Origin of the sequence: Amycolatopsis sp. NPDC049688 (genome assembly GCF_040674975.1) — a bacterium.
In the GTDB taxonomy this organism is placed as follows: Bacteria; Actinomycetota; Actinomycetes; order Mycobacteriales; family Pseudonocardiaceae; genus Amycolatopsis.
The window spans coordinates 163275-186014 of the sequence record NZ_JBFANY010000009.1; the positions used below are offsets into that span (position 1 = coordinate 163275).

Here is a 22740-nt window from a genome sequence, read left to right on the forward strand (position 1 = left end):
AACACCGGCGAAAACTCGGGCCATGATCGCCACAGTGGTGTGGGGCACGGGCAACGTCGGCCGTGCGGCAATCCGGGCCGTCGACGCCCATCCGGCGCTGAAGCTCACCGCGGTGCTGGTCCACGACAGCGCCAAGGTCGGCAAGGACGCCGGCGAGCTGGCCGGCGCCGGCGAGCTGGGGGTCGCCGCGACGGACGACATCGAAGCCGTCCTGGCGGCGAGCCCGCGCGCGGTCGTGTACGCCGCTTCGGGTGACGTCCGGTTCGACGACGCGCTCGCCGACATCGTGCGCGCGGTCCGGGCGGGCGCGGTCGTCGTGACCCCGGCCCTGTACCCGCTCTACGACCAGCGGAACGCGCCGAAAGAGCTGCGCGACCCGGTGCTGGCCGCGATCGCCGACGGCGGCGGGTCGCTGTTCGTCTCCGGTGTCGACCCCGGCTGGGGCAACGACGTGCTGCCGCTGCTGATCAGCGGGCTCGGCACCGACGTCGACGCCGTCCGCTGCCAGGAGATCTTCGACTACTCGACCTACGAGCAGCCCGACTCCGTCCGGTACCTGGTCGGGATGGGCCAGCCGATGGACTACGACCCGCCGATGCTGATGACCGGCGTGCCGTCGATGGTGTGGGGCGGGCAGGTCCGGCTGATCGCCCGCGGCCTCGGCGTCGAGGTCAGCGAACTGCGCGAGACCCTCGAACGGCGTCTCCTCGAAGAAACGGTCGCCACGCGGACCATGGGCGAGTTCGAAAAGGGCACCCAGGGCGCGGTGCGGTTCGAGGTGCAGGGGATCGTCGGCGGCGAGCCGCGGATCGTCATCGAGCACGTGACGCGCATCCACCCCTCTTGCGCCCCGGACTGGCCCACGCCGCCCAGCGGCGACGGCGCGCACCGCGTGATCATCGAAGGCCGGCCCCGCATCGAAGTCACCGTCGAGGCGACCGACGAAGGCGAAAACCGGTCGGCGGGCGGGAACGCCACCGCCGTCGGACGGCTGGTCGGCGCGATCGACTGGCTGGCCGCGGCCGAACCCGGCCTCTACGACGCACTCGACGTCCCGCTGCGCCCGGCAGCCGGCAAGCTCGGAAGGAGCCGTCCGTGAACATCGACATCCCCGCGGGCAAGGACCCGATCGGGTACGTCTGGGGCGAAATGGTGCCCGGCATCGGGATCGCCGCTTCGAAGTTCTCGCTGGCGGTGTACGAACACACGACGCTGGGGCTGCGGGAGTTCGAGGCCGCGCGGCTGCGGATCGCGCAGATCAACGGCTGTGTCTTCTGCCTCGACTGGCGCACCGAACGCGACGGCGTCAAGGTCGAGCCGGAGTTCGCGGACGCGGTCCTCGACTGGCGCACCACGGACCGCTTCGACGACCGCACCCGGCTGGCGGCGGAGTACGCCGAGCGGTACGCGACCGACCACCACAACCTCGACGACGAGTTCTGGAAGCGGATGTCCGCTTCCTACAGCCAGCAGGAGATCGTCGAGCTGTCCATGAGCCTCGGTGCCTGGCTCGCCTTCGGACGGCTCAACCACGTCCTGGGCCTCGACACCGTCTGCGTGCTGCCGTCACACCGGTAGTGAGGGGCGGGGGCGGCGCCCCTCACTACGCGGAGATCAGAAGTCCTGCGCGATGATCTTCTCGATGTTGCGTTCCGCCAGCGCGGTGATGGTGACGAACGGGTTGACGCTGGTGTTGCCCGGGATCAGCGAGCCGTCGATCGCGTACAGGCCCTGGTAGCCGGCGAGCCTGCCGTAGTTGTCGGTCGCCTTGCCGAGCACCGCGCCCCCGAGCGGGTGGTAGGTGAGATGGTCGCCCCAGATCTTGTACGTCCCGAACAGGTCGGTCCGGTAGATCGTGCCCTCGGTGGAGTTGATCTTGTCGAAGATGGTCTTCGCCATGTCGATCGACGGCTGCTTCCACGCCGTCTGCCAGTTCAGCTCCACCGCGCGCGTCGTGGGGTTCCAGGTGAACTGCGCGCGGTTCGGGTTCTTCGTGATCGACAGGTAGAACGACGCCCACGTCTCGATCCCGGTCGGCAGCGGCGCGACCTCCGCGAAGGCGCCGCCCGCGTTCCAGTTGTCGATGCCGCCGCACGGGATGGTCGACTGGGAGGCCCCGGTCGGGTCCCAGATCTGGTTGGCCCGCCCGACCATCACGTTCCCGTTGTCGCCCCAGCCCTTGCCGACTTCGCCGTTCAGGTTCGGCAGCGCGCCGGTCGCCTTCAGCTTCACCAGCAGCTTGCTCGTGCCGACACTGCCCGCGGCGAAGAACACCGTGTCCGCCGTGACGGTCTTGATCGTGGACACCGCGCCGGCCGTGGTCAGCTGCTCGATCGTCACCGTGTAACCGCCGCCGGCGGCCGGCACCACCTGCGTCACGCGGTGCAGCGGCGAGATGGTGACCCGGCCGGTCGCGGCGATCTTCGGCAGGTAGGTCTTCTGCAGCGACTTCTTGCCGTAGTTGTTGCCGAACAGGATTTCCCCGGCCAGCGCGGACTTCGGGACGGTGCCCGCCGCCTCCTGCTCCATGTAGTCCCAGTCGTACACGTCCGGCACGAACACGAACGGGAAACCGGACCGCTGGGCCTGTTTCCGGCCGACGCGGGCGAACTGGTACCAGTCGGTGGAGTCGAACCAGGCCGGGCGGATACTGGCGACGCCGAGGCCCGCGTTGGCGCGCGGGTAGTAGACGTTGTACATCTCGTCGGCGTTGACCGTCGGCAGGATCGCGCCGAAGTTCTCCCGCTTCGGCGTCACGGCCATGCCGCCGTTGACGAGCGAGCCGCCGCCGACGCCGCGGCCCTGGTACACGATGATGCCGCCGAACTCCTCGGCGTCGAGGATGCCGGTGTAGCGCGGGATGTCCTTGTCGATCGGGAACCCGAGGAAGTTGGAGAACGGCTGCTTCGTCCTGGTGCGCAACCAGAACGACCGCTGGTCCGGATTGGGCGTGGCGCAGAAGATCTTGCCGTCCGGACCCGGGGTGTCCCAGGCCATGCCCATTTCGACCATCTGCACGTCGACGCCGGCCTGGGCGAGCCGCAGCGCGGCGACCGAGCCGCCGTACCCGGTCCCGATGACCAGCGCGGACACCTGGGCGCCGTCGGCGATGGCGGCGGGTTGCGCCGGTGCGGCGGCGGCCCGGCCGGCCAGCGCGGCACCGGCCAAGATAGAACCGGTTCCAGCAATGAAGAGGCGACGGGAAACAGGGTTGGAAGTTGTTCTCCACAGGGGTTCGTCGCTCATACTTGGTTCCTCACCGTTGAGGTATTTAGAACAAGTTATAGCTTGGTGCTGCAGACAAGTCGACATATACCCGCGAGTAACCTGTCGGGCTCGCGCGGCGGTGCCGCTGAATGGGCCATGATGGACGACTGTGGAGTCCACCCGAGTGGACCGCTGGCTCTGGGCGGTCCGGCTGACGAAGACCCGCCCGGACGCCGCGGCGGCGTGCCGGGGCGGCCACGTGCGCGTCAACGACAAGCCGGCCAAACCGGCGACCACGGTCGTCCCGGGCGACGAAGTGCGCCTGCGCGTCGGCGGAACGACGAAGGTGCTCGACGTGGTCCGCGTGATCCAGAAGCGCGTGGGCGCCCCGGACGCGGCGACGTGCTACGTGGACCGGACCCCGAAGCCTCCCCCGGAAACGGCGATCCCGGTCGCCCGCCGCGACCGCGGCGCGGGCCGGCCGACCAAACGGGAGCGTCGCGTGCTCGACGCGTTCCGGTCGCGGCAGGAGCCCTAGGAACGGGCCACGCGGGCCGCCGGTCGAGCCGGCGCGGCTCGCCAGTGGCGAGGCGGACCGAAGCGCTCGACGCGTTCCGGTTCGCCAGGAGTCCCGGGAACGGCCCGGCGGGCGAACCGAAGCCGGCCGGCCGCGCAGGACTAGGTCATTTCCGCGTTCCGGCCCGGGATCGTCGCCGATCCCCTGGCCGGCCCGGAAATTGCCGGGAATCCGCGCGAAACCGGTCGGGCGGCGCGGAACGGGGGTAGTTGCCCCGCATGACGAGCCCAACCTCCGACAGACTGCTGGTCGCGGCCCGGCCGCTCGTGGTGCGCTACTGCCGCGCCCACCTCGATCCGGACGCGGCCGACGACGTCGCCCAGGAAGCCTGCCTGGAACTGCTCGAAGCCCTGCCGCGGCGGCCGCCGGGGCGGCCGTTCGGGGACTTCGTCCGCGGCATCGCCCGCCACCAGGTCGCGGCGGCGCGGCGGGCCGCCGCCCGGCAGTGGGACGAGCCGGTGGCCGAGCTGCCGGACGGGGCCGACTCGTCGCCGGACCCCGAACACCACGTCCTGCGGCGCGAGCTGGGCGAGCGGATGGCGAAGCTGCTGCGGGTGCTGTCCCGGAAGCAACGGGAGATCGTCGTGCTGCGCGTGCTGGTGGGCCTGTCCGCCGAAGAAACCGCGACGGCCGTCGGCTCGACCCCGGGCGCGGTGCGGGTGGCTCAGCACCGCGCCCTCGGCCAGCTGCGGAAGGCCGTGACCGACCGAGAAGCTGCTACCCCGGCGGGGTGAGTTCGCCGCCCTCAGAGGCCGCGGTCGCCGATCATGCCGCGCAGCTTCGTCAGGGCGCGGTACTGCGTGATGCGGACGTTGCCCGGGGAAATGCCGAGAGCCTCCGCCGTCTCGTTCGCCGACAGGCCGGCGATGATCCGCAGCGACAGGATTTCCCGGTGCAGGGGCGGCAGCAACGCCAGCAGCCGGCCCAGGCGGGCGCCGAGGTCCAGCTCCAGGACGTGGTTCTCCGGCTCGTTGCCGCCCAGCGGGCGGTCCGGGAGCTCCGGGACCGGCTTCGAGCGGTCCCTGGCCACCGAACGGAAGGCGTCGGCCACCTTGTTCGCCGCGATGGCGCGCACCAGGTAGACGAAGGAACCGCCGCGGTCCTGGTAGTTCGGCAGCACCTTCAGCACCGCCAGGCACACCTCCTGCGCGACGTCGTCGGCCGAGAGGTAGGAGAGGTCGCGGCCCCCGATCCGGGCCCGGCAGTAGCGCACGACCATCGGCTTGATCAGCCGCAGCAGCGCCTGGACCGCGTCCGGGTCGCCGCCGCGGGCCGCCGCCACCACCGGGTCGATCCGCTCCTTCACCAGGCCGCCGTCCGGCCGCGGCGAATCCGCCAGCACGGTGTAGCCGTCGACCGGCGCCACCTGGGGGATCATGGTTTCCACTGGCCCTCCTCGCGTCCGCCGCCGGGCCGTTCGTCCACAGTGGACATTATGCTGGGTGGACGTTCCCCGGTCCGACATCTGGAGTAATCGAGGCGCTGACCTGCAACGTTGCAGGGCGGTGGTGGTTGTCCAGGTATTGTCCGGTAACCGGCGGTTCAGCCCCAGCTGATGCCGTACGCGAAGCCCGGCGCCAGGTGCCGGAACCGCACGTGCACCTCCCCCGCCTCGTCGGCGGCCAGCACCACCCCGCCGCGCGACGGGCCACCCGGGGCGGCCTGGTCCAGCCGGACTATCCGCTCCGGCACCCGGTTCCCGAACCGGACGTGCAGGTCGAACCGGTCGCACGGGTGCCGCGGCACGCAGACGTACCGCGGCTCCCGCAGGTTCGCCCGGAACCGCAGCCCGACCTCGTGCCGGGCGCCCCGCTGCAACGGCTCGGGGAGGCGCAGCGCGAAGCCGATCCGGTCGCTCGATTCCATCCCGCGGCCGGCGATCACACCACCGTGGAACACGTCGACACCGAGATCGGACTCGTGCACCGATTCGCCGGATTCACCGGACAGCGGCAACGTCAACGCGAGGTCGAGGACGGCGATTTCGTCGGCGTCCGCGATCACCCGCCGGAATTCGAACGCCTCCGGCACCGGTTGATCGAGAGCCAGCGTGACGCGCAGTTCTTCGGTGTGCCAGCTGCGGCTCGGATAGCGCGGCAGTTCCGGCCCGGGCGGCGCGACGGCGAGGGCGGCGATCTGCTCGATTCCCTCGTCGATCCGCCGCCGGACCGTCCGGTCGTCGCGGTCGAGCGTGATCGCCGCCCAGTGCACCCGGTCCTGGTAGAACGGCTTCCGCGCCCGCTCGTCCAGCGCGAACGCCGCCAGCAGGGCGATCTTCAGGTCGTCCGGCAGTGACTCGACCAGCGGCCGCAATCGGTCGGACAGCTTACGCCGCATCTCGACCGTTCCGTCATCTTCCGAAATGCCACAAGTGCTGCGCAATGCGGGGCCGACCCGGTCCGCGAGCGGTGTCGTGAAAATTGCCCTCCCTTTGCGCAGGGCCTTGAGCTCACCGACCACGTCCGCCGCACTGAGGCTCACCTTTCCTCCCCTTCCACGCACGGAGGTCAATGTTCGCCAGCGTCACCGCCGATGTCCAGCCGATCACGGGGCGCGAAACGGATCGTTATACCGCGGTTTCCTTTCCTCTTGCCGCTCAAACGAGAAACTCCGATTCCGCGGCGAAACGCCGGCCGCGCACCCCGGCTGTCGAAGACGTCGAAACGGCGGCCACCCCGCCGGGTGAACGTGGCCCGGCCGTTGCCCCGGCACCGGTTGGCGACGGCCCGCCGCGGGTACTTGTTGATCATGAGCCCGAAGATGTGGCGCCTGCTGATTTCGGGGACGCTGCGGCTGTTCTTGATCAGCGCCGTGCCGGCCGCCGTGCACGTGTCCGTGCTCGCCGGCCTGGCCGCGACGGTGATCGCGTTCGTCGTGCCGCCCCCGCGCAGCCGGCACGAAACCGGTGGGCCCGGCTAGGCCGTCAGCATGGCGACCATGCTGTGGGGCGCGTCCGGCCCGAACATGACGTCGTACAGGCCGTCGTCCGCCATTTCGGCGGCGACGCGCGGGAACAGGCGCTGTTCGTACTCCGCCAGCGCGGCCTCGGCGTCGCCGGGGTGCGCGGCGATCGCCCGGCCGAGTTCGGCGCCGTCCAGCATGGCCAGATTGGCGCCTTCGCCGTTCGGCGGCATCAGGTGGGCGGCGTCGCCGAGCAGGGTCACCCCCGGCACGCGCTCCCAGCGGTGCCCGGCGGGCAGGGTGCAGAGCCGGCGCACGACCGGCGGGACGTCACTGGCGGCGATCAGGGTGGTGAGCTCGGGAGCCCAGCCGTCGAACTCCTCGAGCACCCGCGCCGTCACCGCGGCGGGCTCGAGACCGGCGAGCCAGTCCTGCGGCTTCAGCAGCTGCGTGTACGCGTGCAGGACCCCGCCGCCCTCCCGGTGCGCCCCGATCCCCTTGCCCGGGGCGAGCGCGAACAGCGAGCCACCGCCGACCGCCTTCGCGGTGGCCGGGTGCCGGGTGTCGCCGTCGAACAGGAACGTCTCGACGACCGAGACGCCGATGTACTCGGGTTCCGCGGCGGAGAGCACCGGGCGTACCCGCGACCACGCGCCGTCCGCGCCGACGAGCAGGTGCGCGACGACGGCGGTGCCGTCGGCGAAGCTCACCTCGTGGCCGCCGTCCCCGAGGGGCCGCACCCCGGTGACCTTGTGGCCCCACCGGACGGTGCCGGCCGGCAGCGAGTCCAGCAGCAGCTGCCGCAGGGCGCCGCGCGGGACCTCCGGCCGTTCGCCGGTGCCGTCGTCGGGCCGGTCGAGCAGCACGGCCCCGGTCCGGTCGAGGACACGGTAGGACTCCCGGCCGGGGAGGATCAGCTGGCGGAAGCCAGCGGTCAGGCCGGCCGCTTCGAGGGCCAGCTGGCCGTTCCAGGGGTGGATGTCGAGCAGGCCGCCCTGGCGGCGCGCGTCCGGCGAGGACTCCGCCTCGTAGACGGTGACGCCGACGCCGTGGACGTGCAGGACGCGAGCGAGCACCAGGCCGCCGAGGCCCGCTCCGATGATCGTGACCGAGTTCGTCATGAGTACCTCCCGAAGAGTTTGGATTGTCGATCCAAACTCACGGTAGCACGGTTTTGGATCGACGATCCAACCGTGCGATACTGCTCTCATGGTCACCAGGACTCGGCGCACCGACGAGCTGTCCAAGGACGTGATCGTCGCGGCGGCGACCGAGCTGCTCGACGAAGGCGGCGAGGCCGCGCTGACCTTCCGGGCGCTGACCACCCGCCTGAGCACCGGTTACGGGGCGATCTACCACCGCGTGGCGAACAAGAGCGACCTGCTCGCGGCGGCCACCGACGCCGTCATCGGCCGGGTCGTCACCGGTGCCGTGCCCGACGCTTCCCCGCAGGAGGCGCTGCGGACCGTCGCACTCGGCCTGTTCGACACGATCGACGAGCACCCCTGGGTCGGCGCCCAGCTCTCCCGGGAACCGTGGCGTTCCGCGCTGCTGGAGATCTACGAGCGCATCGGCGGCCTGCTCACCGCGCTCGGCGTGCCCGGGCGGGCGCTGTTCGACGCCGCGGGCGCGCTGGTGAACTACGTCCTCGGCGTCGCCGGGCAGAACGCCGCGAACGCCCGCCTCTCCGCCGAGCCCGACCGCGAGGCCTTCCTCGGTGCCGTCGCCGCCCAGTGGGCGGCGCTGGACCCGGAGCGCTACCCCTTCGTGCACCGGGCGGCGGCCCAGCTGCGCGACCACGACGACCGCGAGCAGTTCCTCGCCGGCATCGACATCTTCCTGGCCGGGATCGCGACCCTCCGCTAGGCCCGCCAGAGGCGGAGCTTGTCCGGGTTCCGCACCGCCCAGATCCGCCGGACCACCCCGCCCGCCACGTCGAACGCGACGACGGCCGCGACGGTACCGTCCCGTCGCGCCACCAGCCCGGGCTGCCCGTTCACCGTGGTTTCCTCGATCGCCAGCGCCGGGAGCCGGCCGAGGAGGTGCACCGCGTACCGCGCCACCTGCTCGCCGCCCACGACCGGGCGCAGCACCGCGCTGACCAGACCGCCGCCGTCGGCGACCGCGGTCGCGCCCGGATCGAGGAGGCCGACCAGCCCCTGGATGTCCTTCGCCTCCCAGGCCCGTTTGAAGGCCCGGACGACGTCGGCGCGGCCGTCGGCGGGCGACGGCGGCCGCGAGGCGGCGACCCGGCGCCGGGCGGCACTGGCCAGCTGGCGGCACGCCGCCGGTGTCCGGCCCAGCACCGCCGCCACCTCGGCGAACGGGTAGCCGAAGACGTCGTGCAGGACGAACGCCACCCGCTCGGCCGGCGTCATCGCGTCCAGCACGACCAGGAACGCCATCGTCACCGACTCGTCCAGGGTGACGCGGTCGGCCGGATCGGCGAGCCGGCCGGCGGGCACCGGCTCGGGCAGCCACTCCCCCACGTACCGCTCCCGCCGCACCCGGGCCGAGCCGAGCAGGTCGAGGCAGATCCGGCCGGCCACCGTCGTCAGCCACGCCGCGGGCGACCCGATCGCCTCGCGCTGCGGCCCGGTCAGCGCGTACCACCGGCCGTACGCCTCCTGGACGACGTCTTCGGCGTCGCTCACCGAGCCCAGCAGCCGGTAGGCGAGCCCGACCAGCTGCTGCCGCTCCTGCCCGATCACGGTCACTCTGGTCTCCTTCGCCTCGGCTGTCCCGCCTGCCTGACGAACCGGCGGGGCGGGGTGTGACAGCCGGTGCGGTGCGCTTGTGGTTGATCACGCCCGGTGTAGTGTTTGCCGGTCCGACCGGCGTGCGTGACCGCGTGAGGTGCCATGACAGTGCGGCGGTACCCAGTGGCGATCCTGCTCGTCTTCGTCGCGGCGGCCCTGGTCGTGGTCAACGGGTTCGCGTTCTGGGGCGACACCTTCGCCCTCTGGGTCGACGACTCCATGCAGCTGAGCGCCGGGGTCGGCGCGGTCGTCTGCGGGGTGGTGGTCGCCCGCCGGGTCCGCGGGCACCAGCGCTGGTGGCGCGTACTGGTGGCGGTCGGCATGGCCGGCTGGTCGCTCGGTCAGTGCGCCTGGTCGTACTACCAGCTGGTCGACGGGCGCGGGCTGCCGTCGCCGTCGCTGGCCGACGTCGGCTACCTGAGCTTCCCGCTGTTCGCCCTCGCCGCCCTCTTCGTCCTCGCCAGGGCGCGGATCCGCCCCGACCGCGAACGCTGGCAGCCCGCCCAGTGGACCGCGCACTTCGGCGTCGCGGTGGTGCTGGACGGGCTCGTCGTCACCGGTTCGCTGTTCATCCTGACCTGGACCGCGGCGCTCGGGCAGCTGGTGCGGGCCACCGGGCCGGACGCGCTGACCTGGGCGGTCGCCATCGCCTACCCGCTCTCGGACCTGGTCATCGTGGTCGTCGCCGTGCTGCTGGTCGTGTTCGACCGGGTGGACCGCCCCTACCGCGCGAACCTGCTGCTGGCCGCCGTCGGGATCGTCGCGCTGGCCTGCTCGGACAGCGTGTTCGCCTACCTGGTCAGCATCGGCGCGGAGAGCATGAAGCCGTGGTCGGACGGCGGGTTCGTGCTCGGCCCACTGTTCATCGCCTACGCCCTGCTGGTCACCCCCGGCACGCGGCGGCGCGAGGACACCGGCCAGCCGGTCGGGGTCGACTGGTGGCAGCTGGCGCTGCCGTACCTGCCCGTCACCGCGGTCGCGCTGCTGATCACCGTGCAGATCGTGGCCGGAGCGGGCCCGGACGGCGTCGAGGTGTTCGTCGGCGCGCTCGTGGTGTTCCTGGTGCTGGCCCGGCAGCTGCTTTCGTTGCTGGACAACCGGTTGCTGCTGCGCCGGGTGTACGAAGGCCAGCAGCAGCTGACCCACCAGGCCTACCACGACCCGCTGACCGGGCTGGCCAACCGCGCGCTGTTCGCCGACCGGCTGGACCGGGCCGTCGAGGCGACCGACCGGCCGCCGCTCGTGCTGATCTTCGTCGACCTGGACGACTTCAAGGAGGTCAACGACCGGTTCGGGCACGCGGGCGGCGACGTGCTGCTGCACGCCGTCGCCCAGCGGCTGCTGAGCTGCGTGCGGGCGGGCGACACCGTCGCGCGCCTGGGCGGCGACGAGTTCGCGATCCTGCTGGAAGGCGAGGTCGACGCCCCGCAGGCGGTCGCCGACCGGATCCAGAGCGCGCTGCGGCGGCCGTTCGCGGTGCACGGGACGCTGGTGCCGGTCCGCGCGAGCATGGGCCTGGTCGTGCCGGACCCCACCGAACCGTCGATCACCGCCGACGTGCTGCTGGGCCGCGCGGACACGTCGATGTACGCGGGCAAGCGGCTCGGCAAGGACACCACGGTCGTCTACCACCCGTCGCCGGACGGGCCGCCCGACTTCCCGTCGGCCCTGCGCCGCGCGGACGGCGGCCTGCCGGAGGGGTTCGCCCTGGTGTTCCAGCCGATCGTCCGGCTGGCCGACGAGACGCCGGTGGCGGTCGAGGCACTGGCCCGCTGGACCGCGCGGGACGGCACGGCGGTGTCGCCCGAGACGTTCGTCCGCGCCGCCGAAGGCGCCGGCCTCGGCGCGGAACTGGACGCGCTGGTGCTGGACCTGGCCTGCCGGGAGATCACGACGGCCGGGATCGACCTGACGGTGCACGTCAACGTGTGCGCGAGCCGCCTCGGCGCGGCGTCGCTCGAGGAGAGCGTCGGATCCGCGCTGGACCGGTACGGCCTGCCGGCCGAACGCCTGATCTTCGAGATCACCGAGACGGTGCCGGTGCCGGACCTGGCCGCGGGCGCCGCGGCGATCCGCCGCCTGCAGGACCTCGGCGTGCGGGTGGCGCTCGACGACTTCGGCGCCGGGTACAGCTCGCTGACGGTCCTGCACGCGCTCCCGGTCGACCTGATCAAACTGGACCGCGCCCTGACCACCGGCGTCCGCCCGGACCGCGACGCGGCGCTGTGCCGCTCGCTGGTCGGGCTGTGCGCCGACCTCGACGTGGCGGTGGTGGCGGAGGGCATCGAGACGGCCGAGCAGGCCGAACTGGTCACCCGCGCGGGCTGCACCACCGCCCAGGGCTACCGGTTCGGCCACCCGGCCCCGCTCTCGTCCCTGCGGCTCTCGACCCTCTCCGCCGGCTAGCCAAGCGCTCCAATGTGGCGTTGGTTGCGTCCAACGCAACATTGGGGCGCTAGCCGGCCGTCACTCCCGGCGGCAGCACGCCGAAGATCGTTGCCGTCGAACCCGCGCCCCTGCGGTTGATCGGGCCGCCCGCCAGGACCCACGCGCCCGTCGTCGGCAATGCCTTCAGGTTCGCCAGGATCTCCAGGCTGATCCGGTGGCGGCGGTAGACCAGCTTGGACACCGTGTACGTCTCGTCCGTGCCGACGTCCGGGCTGAACGTGTCGGTGCCCGTGCCGCCGCGGCGGCCCAGCCGGCCCGTGTCGATCAGCCAGCGCACCGCCGGGATCGAGAAGCCGGGCTGGTGCAGCACGCCGTCCGCGTCCGTGTTCGGGTACGCCGGCGTGCCCCACTTCGCGTCCCAGCCGGTCCACAGCACCACGACCGACTCGTCGGGGATCCGGCCGTAGCACTTCTCCCACGCCTTGAGGTCGTCGATCGTCACGGCGTAGTCCGGGTTCGCCGCGGCCTTCGCGCGCACGTCGATCTTCACCGCCGGGCGGAACAGGTCACCCGGATCCATGTCGTCGGCGAGCGGCTCGCCGGTGTTGAAGTGGCCGGGCGCGCCCCAGTGCGTCCCGGTGTGCTCGCCCTCGCGGACGAACTGCAGGTAGTAGCCGTCCTCCGGGATGGTGGCGATGGTCTCCAGCTCGAAGGCCGGGTCGCCGGGGAAGACGTTGGTCGTGGCGGGATCGTTGACGTGCGAGAGGTTGACCAGGTTCAGCTGGTCGAGCCGCACCGGCGGGGTCGCCTGCGCCGCCTGTGCGGTCCGCCCGGACAGCGCGGCCCCGAACACCCCGGCCAGGCCCGCGGCCAGCACCCTGCGTCTCATCGGCATGAGGGATCACCTTTCACCGTGCCGGAGGAAAGCCCCGGATCGACACGGTCATATCACCCGGACTGGGAAAGGCCATAGAGCCTGCGCGAAGATGGTGGCCGTGGACGACGACATCGAAGACAACGCCGACAACGGCATCCTCGACCCCGAGGACACTTTGGACGACCGCGACGAACAGGCGGAGGGTTATTCACCACCGGAACGCGCTCAGGCGACCGAAGGCTGGGGCACCACCGCCCGCGAAACCGCCGAGGGCGAAAGCTGGGCCGGCCGGCTCGCCCGTGAGGTCCCGGACCTGGCCGACGACCTCGACGACGACGGCCTGGGCGACACCGAAGACACCGACGGCGAGCTGATCGACGACGAAGTCGGCGACGTCCGCGCGGGCCGCCTGGTCGCGTCGGACGAAGGGTTCGGCGAGGACACCGACGAAGAGCTGTACGCCTCGGACGCCGGCATCGACGGCGGCGCGGCTTCCGCGGAAGAAGCGGCCGTCCACGTGATCGACCCGTCCCGCCGCTGGTGAAGTGACGGGACGGCCCGGCGTTCGAGGGAACCGGACCGCCCCGCCACCGGCCGGATCGCCCGGGAAGCCGCCCCGGGGGCGACGGCCGTGGCAGGGAAGACGATCCGGCCCGCGGTCGCGGCACCGGCCACGAACCGCCCCCTCGACGATTCGTGGCGGCACCGCCGACTCCGACCACGGTGCCGGACCGGCCTTGCGCGAAGCTTTCCCGCGCCTTTCCGGGCATCCGTTACAGTGGGCGGCCGGGCGGACACGGGGAGGCGGACGACGCGGTGCGGTTCAGGCTGCTGGGCGAACTCGAGGCCCGTGCCGGCGAGCACCCGGCGGAGATCCGCCGCCCCCGCCTGCGCGGCCTGCTCGTCGCGCTGCTGACCGACCTCAACAAGGTCGTGCCCGCGGACGTCCTGGCCGAGCGGATCTGGGGCGAGCAGCTGCCCGTCAACCCCCGCAACGCGTTGTACAGCTACGTTTCCCGGCTGCGGACGGCGCTCGGCGAAACCACGCTCGTCCAGCGCTCGGGCGGCTACCTGCTGACGGCCGACCCCGGTTCGGTCGACCTCCACGTCTTCCTGCGGCTGCTCGGCGAGGCCGCGGCCACCGGCGACGACCGCGAGAAGGCCGTCCTGCTGGACCGGGCCCTGGCCCTGTGGGCGGGCGAGCCGTTCGCCGGCCTCGACACGCCGTGGTTCGCCAACCTGCGCGGGAGCCTGGAGAGCCGGCGCCTGGGCGCGCAGCTGGACCTGGCCGAGATCCGGCTCCGCGGCGACCGGGCGGGCGAGCTGGTGCCCGAGCTGACCGCGCTGGCCGAGGCCCACCCGCTCGACGAGCGGGTCCGGAGCCGGCTGATGCTGGCGCTGGCCCGGGCCGGCCGCCAGGGTGACGCCCTGCGCGAGTTCGACCGGATGCGCCGGCTGCTCGCCGAGGAGCTCGGCACCGATCCGGGCGCCGAGCTGCGGCGAGCGCACGACCGGATCCTGCGCGGCGACCCGGGGCCGCGGACCGGCACGCCGCAGCAGCTCCCGGCGGCGCCGGCGTCGTTCGTCGGCCGGGCCGACCTGCTGGCGGAGCTCGACGGGGCCGGGTCCGCGGGACCGGTGGTGATCTCGGCCATCGGCGGCGCGGGCGGGATCGGCAAGACGTCGCTGGCGCTGCACTGGGCGGCCGGGAAGCTCGCCGCGTTCCCCGACGGGCAGCTCTACGTCAACCTGCGCGGCTTCGACCCGGTCGCCGAGCCGCTGCCGGTTTCCGTGGCGGTGCGGGGTTTCCTGCACGCGCTCGGCGTCGACGGTTCCGCGGTGCCGCCGGACCCGGACGCGCAGCTCGCGCTCTACCGCAGTCTGCTGGCGGGAAAGCGCATGCTCATCGTGCTCGACAACGCCGCCGGCACCGGCCAGGTCGTCCCGCTGCTGCCCGGCAGCCCGACCTGCCGGGTGCTCGTGACCAGCCGGCACCGGCTCGGCGGGCTCGTCGCGACGCACGGGGCACGGCCGATCTCCCTGGACCTGCTGTCCGCGCGGGAGGCACGGGAACTCCTCGACCGGCACCTCGGCCGCGACCGGCTCGCCGCCGAGACCGCCACCGTCGACGAGCTGGTCCGGCTCTGCGCCGGGCTGCCGCTGGCGCTGGGGATCGTCGCGGCCCGCGCGGTCACCTCGCCGGAACTGCCGCTGGCGCTGCTGGCCGAGGAACTGCGCGACCACGCCGCCCGGCTGGACGGGCTCGACACCGGCGAGGCGGGACTGAGCCTGCGCACGGTGTTCTCCTGGTCCCTGCGCCACCTCGCCCCCGAGGCGTCGGCGCTGTTCGGCCTGCTGGCGCTGGCCCCGGGGCCGGACATCGGCCTGCCGGCCGCGGCCGCGCTGGCCGGCGTCCCGCTCGCGCAGACGCGGAAAGTGCTGCGGGCACTGGAAAACGCGCACCTGGTGACACGGACGGCGAGCGGCCGGTACCGGATGCACGACCTCGTCCGGCTCTACGCATCCGAAGAGGCCGAGCGGACGCTGCCGGAAAGCGCTCGCGAGGACGCGTTGCGGCGGGTCGCGGACCTCTACCTCCAGACTTCCTGGCACGGCAACCATGTGCTCGCCCCGACCGGGACACCGATCCCGATCGCCCCGCCGCTTCCCCGGACCGGAAGCCTGCGGTTCGCCGATCCGCCCGCCGCCTTGGCCTGGTTCGTCGCCGAGCACGCGTGCCTGACCGCCACCACCGAACTGGCCGTGAAACGGGGCTGGCACACCGTGGTCTGGCAGCTGGCCGCCGTGCTGAACGAATTCCGGTCCCGGCAGGGCCTGCTGCCGGAACGGGAAAACGCCGCCCGCCTCGCCCTCACCGCCGCGGAGCAGCTCGGCGAGGTCACCGCCCAGCTGATCGCGCACCGGCTGTTCGCCAGCGCCAGCATCTTCGCGGGGCGGACCGGAACCGCGCTCGAAACCCTGCCGAAGGCCCTGGCGCTGGCCGAGGAGAGCGGAGACCGGGTGCAGCAGGCGCACCTGCACTACGTGCTGGCCGGGGCCTGGGAGTACCACTCCGCGAACTACCACGCCGAACTCGAGCAGTGCGAGCACATCCTGCGGCTGATCGAACCGGAGGACGACCCTCGGCTCTACGTCAAGACGCTCGACCTGATCGGCTTCTGCCACATCCAGTGGGGCCACCAGGAGCAGGCACAGCGCTGGCTGGAGCGGGCCGCGGCGGTGGCCAAGGCGCACCACGACCTCGATGGCGAAGGCCACGCCATCGGCAACCTGGGATACGTCTTCCTGCGCGGCGGGCACTGGACCGAGGCGATCGCGCACTTCGAGCGGGCCGTCGAAGCCCTGCGGACCACCGGCAACCTGCGGCACCTGAACTTCTTCCTCGTCGCGCTCGGTGACTGCTACCGCGTGGTGGGCCGGCGCGAGGATGCCCGCCGGGTGCTCGGGGAAGCGCTCGACCGCTACCGGAGCCGCCCGGAAGGCGTTCGGTTCCAAGAGCTCGAGGCGTGTCTCCTCGCACTCGACGGCTGAGGAGCGTCAGACCGCGCTGTCGTACTCGCGGACCGCGTCCAGGTACTCCACGATCGCGTCGCGGTTGCGCAGCAGGCACTCCGCCCGGCGGGTCATCCGGTCGCGTTCCGCTTCCAGGGTGGCGATCATCTCCGGCGTCGCGTCGGGGAAGTAGATCGTCCGCGGCTTGTCCAGGCACGGCAGGATTTGCTTGATGATCCGGGTCGGCAGCCCGGCGTCGAGCAGGCCGCGGACCTGGATCACCCGGTCGACCGCCGGCTCGTCGTAGTCGCGGTAGCCGTTCGGCCCGCGGCCGGCGATGATCAGGCCCTGCTCCTCGTAGTACCGGAGGAGCCGCCGGGACGTGCCCGTGCGCTCCGCGAGCTCGCCGATCCGCATGTGCCCCACCTCACGTAGACCTTCACATCAATGTGAGGGTTCGAGCATAGCGGCATGACGCACCCCAGCACCCGCACGCGGCCCCTGACCGCCCTCCTCGCCCTGACGACCGCCGCGTTCGTCACCGTGCTCACCGAGGCGCTGCCGGCCGGCGTGCTGCCCGGCATGAGCGCCGGCCTGGGCGTCGGCGAAGCAGCGGCCGGCCAGGCGGTGACCATCTACGCGCTCGGCACCGCGCTCACCGCGATCCCCCTCTCCGCAGCCACCGCGAACTGGTCCCGCAAACGCCTGCTGCTGACCGGGGTGGCCGGGTTCGCCGTGGCCAACACCGTGACGACGCTGTCGGCGGACTACCCGCTGACGATGGTGGCGCGGTTCGTCGCCGGGGTCGCCGCGGGCGTCGTCTGGGCGCTGCTGGCCGGCTACGCGCGCCGGCTCGTCCCGGACGAGGAGGGCAAGGCCATCGCGATCGTGATGGCCGGCATCCCGCTGGCGCTGTCCCTCGGCATCCCGGCCGGGACGTTCCTCGGCGGGCTGCTCGGCTGGCGCTCGGCGTTCGGCGTCATGTCGGCGATCGCGGTCGCGCTGCTCGCCTGGATCGCTGTCGCGGTGCCGGACCAGGCCGGGCAGACGACCGGCCGGACACCGGTGCTGCGGACACTCGCCGTCCCCGGTGTGGTGCCCGTGCTGGCCGTGACGCTGGTGTTCGTGCTGGCGCACACGGTGCTCTACACCTACGTCGCCACCTTCCTCGCCGGAGCCGGGCTGGGCGACGCGGTGGATGTCGTCCTGCTCGTGTTCGGCGTCGCGTCGATGGCGGGCATCGGGATCGTCGGCGCCCGGATCGACCGCGCGCTGCGGACCCTGATGGTGGCGAGCACCCTGCTGGTCGCGGTGGCCGCGGCGCTTCTGGCGGTGTTCGCGGGCCACCCGGTCCTGGTGTACGCCGCCGTGGCGCTGTGGGGGCTCGGCTGGGGCGGCGTCCCGACGCTGCTGCAGACGGCCGCCGGGAACGCCGGCGGCGAAGCGGCGGACAACGCCCAGGCCATGCTCGTCACGCTGTGGAACGCCGCGATGGCCGCGGGCGGGGTGGCCGGCGGCCTCCTGCTCGACGCGGCCGGGCCGGCGTCCTTCCCGTGGCCGCTCCTGGTGCTCCTGCTGCCGGTGCTCGCCGTGGTCCTCGGCGCCCGGCGGCACGGTTTCCCGCGCCGGTCCTAAGTGGACGAAGGGCCCGGGCGCGCTCGCGCCCGGGCCCTCCAGCTTTTCAGCAGCGGCCCGCGATGGCTCGCAGCAGCTCCGCGTTCGCCGTGTCGCCGGACAGCTCCCAGGCGAACACGCCGCCGAGCCCCTGCGACTTCGCGTAACCGGCCTTCGCCGACGCCGTCTCCGGCGTGTCGTAGCTCCACCACTGCGAACCGCACTTCGCGTACGCCGTACCGGCGACCCGCCCGTCGGCCGGGCACTTCGTCTTGAGGACCTTGTAGTCCTCGACACCCGCCTCGTACGTGCCCGGAGCCGGGCCGGTGGCCGTGCCGCCGGGCCGCTTCTGCGTCACGCCGTCCCAGCCGCGGCCGTAGAACCCGAGGCCCAGCAGCATCTTCGCCGACGGCACGCCCTGGTGGCGCAGCTTCTGGATCGCCGCGTCGGCGTAGAAACCGGCGGTCGGCAGACCCGGGTAGGCGCGCAGCGGAGAGTGCGGCGCGGTGGGCCCGGCCGGGCTGGCGCCGGCGACGAAGTAGTCGTACGTCATCACGTTGTACCAGTCGAGGTAGCGGCTCGCCCCGGCGTAGTCCGTGGCGTCGATCTTGCCGCCCTTCGAGCCGTCGGCCGTGATCGCGGCGGTGACCAGCTGGCGCCCGAACTTCGCGCGCAGCGCCTTGACCAGCCCGGTGAACGCCTTGGGCCCGCTGGTGTCGCAGGTGTTGCCGCAGGCGTTCGGGTACTCCCAGTCGATGTCGATGCCGTCGAAGAGGCCCGCCCAGCGCGGGTCGTTGACCAGGTTGTAGCAGGATTCGGCGAACGCGGCCGGGTTCTTCGCCGCCTCGGTGAACCCGGCCGACCAGGTCCAGCCGCCGAAGGACCACAGCACCTTGAGCTTCGGGTGCAGCTTCTTGAGTTCGAGCAGCTGGTTGAAGCTGCCGTGCAGGGTGCCGCCGTCGGCCTGGCCGCTCACGCTCGTGGCGGCGTCGTAGGGCATGTCGTGGTCGGCCCACGGGTCGCCGACCGCGCACCCGCCGCCGGTCACGTTCCCGAAGGCGTAGTTGATGTGGGTCAGCTTCGCGGCCGATCCGGACGTTTCGATGTCCTTGACGTGGTAGCCGCGGGCGTAGACGTCCCAGTCGGCGAAGTAGGCCATCACCTTGCCCGGCGCCTGCCCGGCTTCCGCGGGCGGCGCCACGACAGCGGCCCCGGCCAGCGCGAGCGCGGCGGCGGCGATGCTTTTTCTCATGCGGAGCACGGGTTTCCCTTCGCGGACCGGCCGGGTGGACGTGCCGAGGCTAACAGGTCCAGACCACTGCGGACCAGAGTGGAATCGTGCGGTCAGCGGGTTTCCCGATACCTCCGCAGGCCGGTCCGGATTCACGCGTGGCATGATCGGCCGATGACCGAGTTCGGCTGCGCCCGCTGCTCCGGCGAAGACGCCCTGACCGCGCTGGCGTTCTGCACGACCCGGCTGAACAAGACCCATCGCCTGGTCGAGCGGTCGCACTTCAGCATCTCCCTGCGCCGGTGCCCGGAATGCGGCCAGTCGTTCGCCGCGATCTTCACCGAGTTCCCCGACGCCGACGGTGGCGAGGACGCGCAGTACTTCGACTTCGTCCCGCTCACCACGGCGGAGGTGTCGACACTGGCCGCGCAGGGTCCGCGCGTCGACCTGGCCGAGCTGGGTGCTCTGGGCAGCGTCCGCCGCCGGCTCTCCTCGAGCTGGCCGACCGGTGGGGAGAAGGAGATCTCCTGGCGGACGGACTCGCTGTCGGTGCGCGAAGGTCACTGACCGGCGAGCCGCAGGATCGCCGCGGCACTGCGGTCGACGTCGGCCTCCGTCGTCGCCCAGCCGGACACCGAGATCCGCAGGTACCGGCGGCCGCGCCAGGTCGTGCCGCCCAGCCAGCAGGTGCCGTCGTCCTGGACCTTCCGGATGACCGCGTCCGTGTCGTCGCCGAAGGACACCAGGACCTGGTTGAGGACGACGTCGTTGGCGATTTCCGCGCCGCCGTCGGCCAGGATCCGCGCGAAGCGGCGGGCCAGCAGGCAGCAGCGGCCGACGAGCTCGGCGACGCCGTCGCGGCCCAGCTCCCGCAGCGCCGCCCAGACGGCGAACCCGCGGGCGCGGCGCGACGACTCCAGCGTCAGGTCGCCCATGCCGGACACCTCGCCGGCGCCGGTGAGGTAGGCCGCCCGGTAGGCGATCGCCGCGGCGTGGACGTCCGGGCGCGCGCAGAAGACGAACCCCGAGTCGTACGGCACGTTCAGCCACTTGTGCCCGTCGCAGGCCCACGAATCGGCGAGTTCGACGCCGTCGAGGCGCGCCCTGGTCTCCGGGTTGGCCGCGGCCCACAGCCCGAAGGCGCCGTCGACGTGGAGCCAGGCGCCGGGCGCGGCTTCCCGGGCGGCCCGCAGGTCATCGCACGCGCCGGTGTTGACGTTCCCCGCCTGCAGGCAGACGATCAGCGGCCCGCTTCCGGCTTCGCACACCTTTCGCAGGTCTTCGACGTCGATCGCGCCCTGCGGGCCGGCTTGGACCGGTTCGACGGCCCGGGTGCCGAAACCCAGCAGCCGCAGGGCGCGATCGATGGTCGCGTGCCGCTCTTCGCTCGCGACGACGCGGACGCGCGGGGCACCGGTGAGGCCGTCGCGTTCGACGTCCCAGCCCGCTTCGGCCAGCACGTGGTGCCGGGCCGCGGCGAGCCCGGCGGTGTTCGCGGCCTGGCCGCCGGTGACGAACCCGGCCGAGGCGGAGGCGGGGAGGCCGAGCAGTTCCTTCAGCCAGGCCCCGGCGACGTCTTCGGCGGCGGCCGCAGCGGGCGAAAGCACGGCGTTGAAGCCGTTCTGGTCCCAGCCGGCGGCCAGGACGTCGGCGGCGGTGGCGGCGGGCAGCGCGCCGCCGACGACGAAACCGAAGAACCGGGGCCCGGCGGTGGCGACCAGCCCCGGTTCGGCGGCGCGGGCGAGCTGTTCGAGCACTTCGGACGGTGGGGCCGGGCGCGCGGGAAGCGGACCGCCGAACGCGGCCCGCAGGGCGGCGGGATCGACCGGCCGGGCGACGGGCCGGTCCGCGAGGGAGGCCCGGTAGCCCGCGGCCAGCTCGGCGGCGCGGGCCAGGAGCGTGTGCATTTCGTCCACGCGCCGACTGTAGGACCGTTGTCCCGCGCCGGGAACAATCCGGGGCCTCCCGGCGTAGCGTCCTGGTATGGAGACCCCGTTGAGCACCGACCGGCTCGTGATCCGGGACTGGACGCCTGCCGACGCCGAATCCGCGTTCGAGATCTACGGCGCCGAAGACGTCACGCACTGGCTGACCCCGGCCATGGACCGCGTCGGCGACATCGGCGCGATGCGTGCCGTGCTGCACGCCTGGCAGGAGGCGCAGCCGAACCTGCCGCCGCCGCGCGGCCGGTGGGCCGTCGAGCGCAAGGAGGACGGCGTGGTCATCGGCGGCCTCGGCATCCGGCTGCTGCCGCCGTTCGAAGAGGACCTCGAGCTGAGCTGGCAGCTCGCCCCCGGCGTCTGGGGCAAGGGCTACGCGTCCGAGGCGGCGACCGCGCTGATCGACTGGGCGTTCACCCAGGACACCGAAGAGCTGTTCGCCGTCGCGCGGCCGAACAACACGCGGGCGATCGCCGTCGCCAAGCGGCTCGGCATGCAGTGGGTCGGCGAGACCGACAAGTACTACAACCTGCGGCTGCAGGTGTACCGGATCCGGCACACCGACCTCATCGGCTGACCGGCTCCAGCAGGAAGACGCGGATTTCCCGGTGCTCGGCCCGCACGGCGTACCGGTCGTACGCGGGCCAGTACGCCGCCACGGCGTCCCACATCTCCTGGCGCTCGTCCCCGGTCAGGAGCCGCCCGGTGACGCCGAGGGTGCGGCCGTGCACCGAGACCGTCGCTTCCGGCCGGGCCAGCAGGTTCGCCGACCACGCCGGATGCGCCTCGCCGCCCCAGTTCGAGCCGATCACGACGTACCCGCCGGCGCGCTCGACGTACAGCAGCGGCACCTGACGCGGCTCGCCGCTGCGGCGTCCGATGGTCGTGAGCAGCAGCGTCTGCAGCCCGACGGCCGCGCCGACGCCGACCCGGCCGCCGCTGATCCGCAGCAGCACCCGGTCGGCGGGCACGAGCGCCCGTCCCAGCACGGCGAACGCCCTGCTCTTGCCGAACCCGGCGAACACACCCCGCAAACCGGCCACGACCGGATCCTAGGTCTGGCAGGGTGGGCGACCGTGACCCGCCCCGAAACCGCCGCCGAGGTCTTCGACGCGCTCGGCACGGCCTACGAACACGCCTTCCGCACCGCGACGGCCCAGCGCGCCGCCATCACCGGCCTGCTCGGCGCGCTGCCACCGCAGGCCCGGGTGCTCGACCTCGGTTCCGGCACCGGGCGCCCCACGGCGGAGCTGCTGGCCGCCGCCGGCCACGACGTCACCGGGTACGACGTCGCGGCGAAGATGGTCGAGATCGCGCGGAACCAGGTCCCGGCCGCCCGCTTCGAGCTCGGGGACATGCGCGAACTGTCCTTCGAGGACCGCACGTGGGACGCGATCACGGCGTTCTTCTCGATGCTGCAGCTTCCGCGGGCCGAGCAGGAGGCGATGATCGGCCGCCTGGCGGCCTGGCTGAAGCCCGGCGGTCTGCTGGTGTTCGCCACCGTGCCGGCCGACGTCGACGGCGTCGACATCGTCTTCATGGGCCACCCGGTCCGCGCGTACAGCTTCGCCACCGGCGTGCTCAAGGAGCTGCTGCAGGCCGCGGGCCTGGAGGTCGTCCGCGCGGAGGAGGCCGAGTTCGTCCCCGACCACGCCGGCGCCGGCCCGGAACCGCACGTCTACCTCACGGCCCGCAAGCCGGGCTGAGCCGTCAAGCCCGCACGACGTCGATCA

23 protein-coding genes are annotated in these 22740 nt (G+C 72.7%); 13 read left to right on the forward strand and 10 right to left on the reverse strand.

Annotated features, from left to right (window positions below; genetic code table 11):
- The first annotated feature begins 22 nt into the window (after positions 1 to 22).
- A complete protein-coding gene (locus tag AB0J55_RS27370; RefSeq protein WP_364254250.1) occupies positions 23 to 1099 on the forward strand; it encodes a dihydrodipicolinate reductase in 1077 nt (358 codons plus the stop codon).
- Complete coding sequence (locus tag AB0J55_RS27375) at positions 1096 to 1578, forward strand: carboxymuconolactone decarboxylase family protein (protein ID WP_364254253.1); 483 nt, start codon at positions 1096 to 1098, stop codon at positions 1576 to 1578. Before AB0J55_RS27370 ends, AB0J55_RS27375 begins: the two co-directional genes overlap by 4 nt.
- Positions 1579 to 1614: 36 nt before the next feature.
- On the opposite strand, the gene AB0J55_RS27380 is transcribed toward AB0J55_RS27375, so the two are convergent.
- The gene (locus tag AB0J55_RS27380) at positions 1615 to 3168 is read right to left on the reverse strand and encodes a GMC oxidoreductase (protein WP_364254256.1); all 1554 of its coding nucleotides are present in this window, start codon (positions 3166 to 3168) and stop codon (positions 1615 to 1617) included.
- Between the two features lie 208 nt (positions 3169 to 3376).
- Here AB0J55_RS27380 and AB0J55_RS27385 point away from each other — a divergent pair, with 208 nt between their 5' ends.
- Positions 3377 to 3745, forward strand: a complete 369-nt coding sequence (locus AB0J55_RS27385; RefSeq protein WP_364254259.1) for an RNA-binding S4 domain-containing protein — start codon at positions 3377 to 3379, stop codon at positions 3743 to 3745.
- Positions 3746 to 4002: 257 nt separating this feature from the next.
- A complete protein-coding gene (locus tag AB0J55_RS27390) occupies positions 4003 to 4518 on the forward strand; it encodes a sigma-70 family RNA polymerase sigma factor (protein ID WP_364254262.1) in 516 nt (171 codons plus the stop codon).
- A gap of 11 nt (positions 4519 to 4529) precedes the next feature.
- Here the strand turns inward: AB0J55_RS27390 and shbA are convergent, their stop codons facing one another.
- Positions 4530 to 5162: an RNA polymerase sigma factor ShbA gene (shbA, locus tag AB0J55_RS27395; protein ID WP_364254781.1), complete on the reverse strand. Its 633-nt coding sequence runs from the start codon at positions 5160 to 5162 to the stop codon at positions 4530 to 4532.
- Between the two features lie 164 nt (positions 5163 to 5326).
- Positions 5327 to 6121 carry a hypothetical protein gene (locus tag AB0J55_RS27400; protein WP_364254264.1) on the reverse strand — a complete coding sequence of 265 codons (795 nt, stop codon included), beginning with the start codon at positions 6119 to 6121 and terminating at the stop codon, positions 5327 to 5329.
- Between the two features lie 411 nt (positions 6122 to 6532).
- On the opposite strand from AB0J55_RS27400, the gene AB0J55_RS27405 reads away from it, so the two are divergent.
- Complete coding sequence (locus AB0J55_RS27405) at positions 6533 to 6703, forward strand: hypothetical protein (protein ID WP_364254267.1); 171 nt, start codon at positions 6533 to 6535, stop codon at positions 6701 to 6703.
- Here AB0J55_RS27405 and AB0J55_RS27410 read toward each other — a convergent pair.
- A complete protein-coding gene (locus tag AB0J55_RS27410) occupies positions 6700 to 7806 on the reverse strand; it encodes an NAD(P)/FAD-dependent oxidoreductase (RefSeq protein WP_364254270.1) in 1107 nt (368 codons plus the stop codon). The two genes, AB0J55_RS27405 and AB0J55_RS27410, sit on opposite strands and share 4 nt — an antisense overlap.
- A gap of 88 nt (positions 7807 to 7894) precedes the next feature.
- Between AB0J55_RS27410 and AB0J55_RS27415 the strand changes: the two genes are divergently transcribed.
- The gene (locus AB0J55_RS27415) at positions 7895 to 8551 is read left to right on the forward strand and encodes a helix-turn-helix domain-containing protein (RefSeq protein ID WP_364254273.1); all 657 of its coding nucleotides are present in this window, start codon (positions 7895 to 7897) and stop codon (positions 8549 to 8551) included.
- Here the strand turns inward: AB0J55_RS27415 and sigJ are convergent.
- Positions 8548 to 9402, reverse strand: a complete 855-nt coding sequence (gene sigJ, locus AB0J55_RS27420; protein ID WP_364254276.1) for an RNA polymerase sigma factor SigJ — start codon at positions 9400 to 9402, stop codon at positions 8548 to 8550. The genes AB0J55_RS27415 and sigJ overlap by 4 nt on opposite strands.
- A gap of 144 nt (positions 9403 to 9546) precedes the next feature.
- Here sigJ and AB0J55_RS27425 point away from each other — a divergent pair, with 144 nt between their 5' ends.
- Positions 9547 to 11850: an EAL domain-containing protein gene (locus AB0J55_RS27425; RefSeq protein WP_364254279.1), complete on the forward strand. Its 2304-nt coding sequence runs from the start codon at positions 9547 to 9549 to the stop codon at positions 11848 to 11850.
- Positions 11851 to 11899: 49 nt separating this feature from the next.
- Here AB0J55_RS27425 and AB0J55_RS27430 read toward each other — a convergent pair whose 3' ends face one another.
- On the reverse strand, positions 11900 to 12727 hold the full coding sequence (locus AB0J55_RS27430) for a cyclase family protein (protein WP_364254282.1): 828 nt from the start codon (positions 12725 to 12727) through the stop codon (positions 11900 to 11902).
- Positions 12728 to 12827: 100 nt separating this feature from the next.
- Between AB0J55_RS27430 and AB0J55_RS27435 the strand changes: the two genes are divergently transcribed.
- The gene (locus AB0J55_RS27435) at positions 12828 to 13253 is read left to right on the forward strand and encodes a DUF5709 domain-containing protein (protein ID WP_364254285.1); all 426 of its coding nucleotides are present in this window, start codon (positions 12828 to 12830) and stop codon (positions 13251 to 13253) included.
- Positions 13254 to 13525: 272 nt separating this feature from the next.
- A complete protein-coding gene (locus AB0J55_RS27440; RefSeq protein WP_364254288.1) occupies positions 13526 to 16261 on the forward strand; it encodes a BTAD domain-containing putative transcriptional regulator in 2736 nt (911 codons plus the stop codon).
- A 6-nt stretch (positions 16262 to 16267) separates the two neighbouring features.
- Here AB0J55_RS27440 and AB0J55_RS27445 read toward each other — a convergent pair whose 3' ends face one another.
- Entirely contained in the window at positions 16268 to 16639 is a 372-nt protein-coding gene (locus tag AB0J55_RS27445) for a MerR family transcriptional regulator (RefSeq protein ID WP_364254291.1), read from the reverse strand.
- A 54-nt stretch (positions 16640 to 16693) separates the two neighbouring features.
- On the opposite strand from AB0J55_RS27445, the gene AB0J55_RS27450 reads away from it, so the two are divergent.
- Positions 16694 to 17857 carry an MFS transporter gene (locus tag AB0J55_RS27450; RefSeq protein WP_364254294.1) on the forward strand — a complete coding sequence of 388 codons (1164 nt, stop codon included), beginning with the start codon at positions 16694 to 16696 and terminating at the stop codon, positions 17855 to 17857.
- Between the two features lie 46 nt (positions 17858 to 17903).
- On the opposite strand, the gene AB0J55_RS27455 is transcribed toward AB0J55_RS27450, so the two are convergent.
- Positions 17904 to 19088 (reverse strand): glycoside hydrolase family 18 protein, encoded by a 1185-nt coding sequence (locus AB0J55_RS27455; RefSeq protein WP_364254297.1) that lies wholly within the window; start codon positions 19086 to 19088, stop codon positions 17904 to 17906.
- Between the two features lie 153 nt (positions 19089 to 19241).
- Between AB0J55_RS27455 and AB0J55_RS27460 the strand changes: the two genes are divergently transcribed.
- Positions 19242 to 19634: a hypothetical protein gene (locus AB0J55_RS27460; protein WP_364254300.1), complete on the forward strand. Its 393-nt coding sequence runs from the start codon at positions 19242 to 19244 to the stop codon at positions 19632 to 19634.
- Here AB0J55_RS27460 and AB0J55_RS27465 read toward each other — a convergent pair.
- Positions 19628 to 20974, reverse strand: coding sequence for a pyridoxal-dependent decarboxylase (locus AB0J55_RS27465; protein WP_364254784.1), 1347 nt, complete (start codon positions 20972 to 20974; stop codon positions 19628 to 19630). The genes AB0J55_RS27460 and AB0J55_RS27465 overlap by 7 nt on opposite strands.
- Positions 20975 to 21050: 76 nt before the next feature.
- On the opposite strand from AB0J55_RS27465, the gene AB0J55_RS27470 reads away from it, so the two are divergent.
- Positions 21051 to 21584: a GNAT family N-acetyltransferase gene (locus tag AB0J55_RS27470; RefSeq protein WP_364254303.1), complete on the forward strand. Its 534-nt coding sequence runs from the start codon at positions 21051 to 21053 to the stop codon at positions 21582 to 21584.
- Here AB0J55_RS27470 and AB0J55_RS27475 read toward each other — a convergent pair.
- Positions 21574 to 22041, reverse strand: a complete 468-nt coding sequence (locus tag AB0J55_RS27475; RefSeq protein WP_364254786.1) for a nitroreductase family deazaflavin-dependent oxidoreductase — start codon at positions 22039 to 22041, stop codon at positions 21574 to 21576. The genes AB0J55_RS27470 and AB0J55_RS27475 overlap by 11 nt on opposite strands.
- Positions 22042 to 22083: 42 nt before the next feature.
- Here AB0J55_RS27475 and AB0J55_RS27480 point away from each other — a divergent pair, with 42 nt between their 5' ends.
- Positions 22084 to 22713, forward strand: coding sequence for a methyltransferase domain-containing protein (locus AB0J55_RS27480; RefSeq protein ID WP_364254306.1), 630 nt, complete (start codon positions 22084 to 22086; stop codon positions 22711 to 22713).
- The last annotated feature ends 27 nt before the right edge of the window (positions 22714 to 22740 follow it).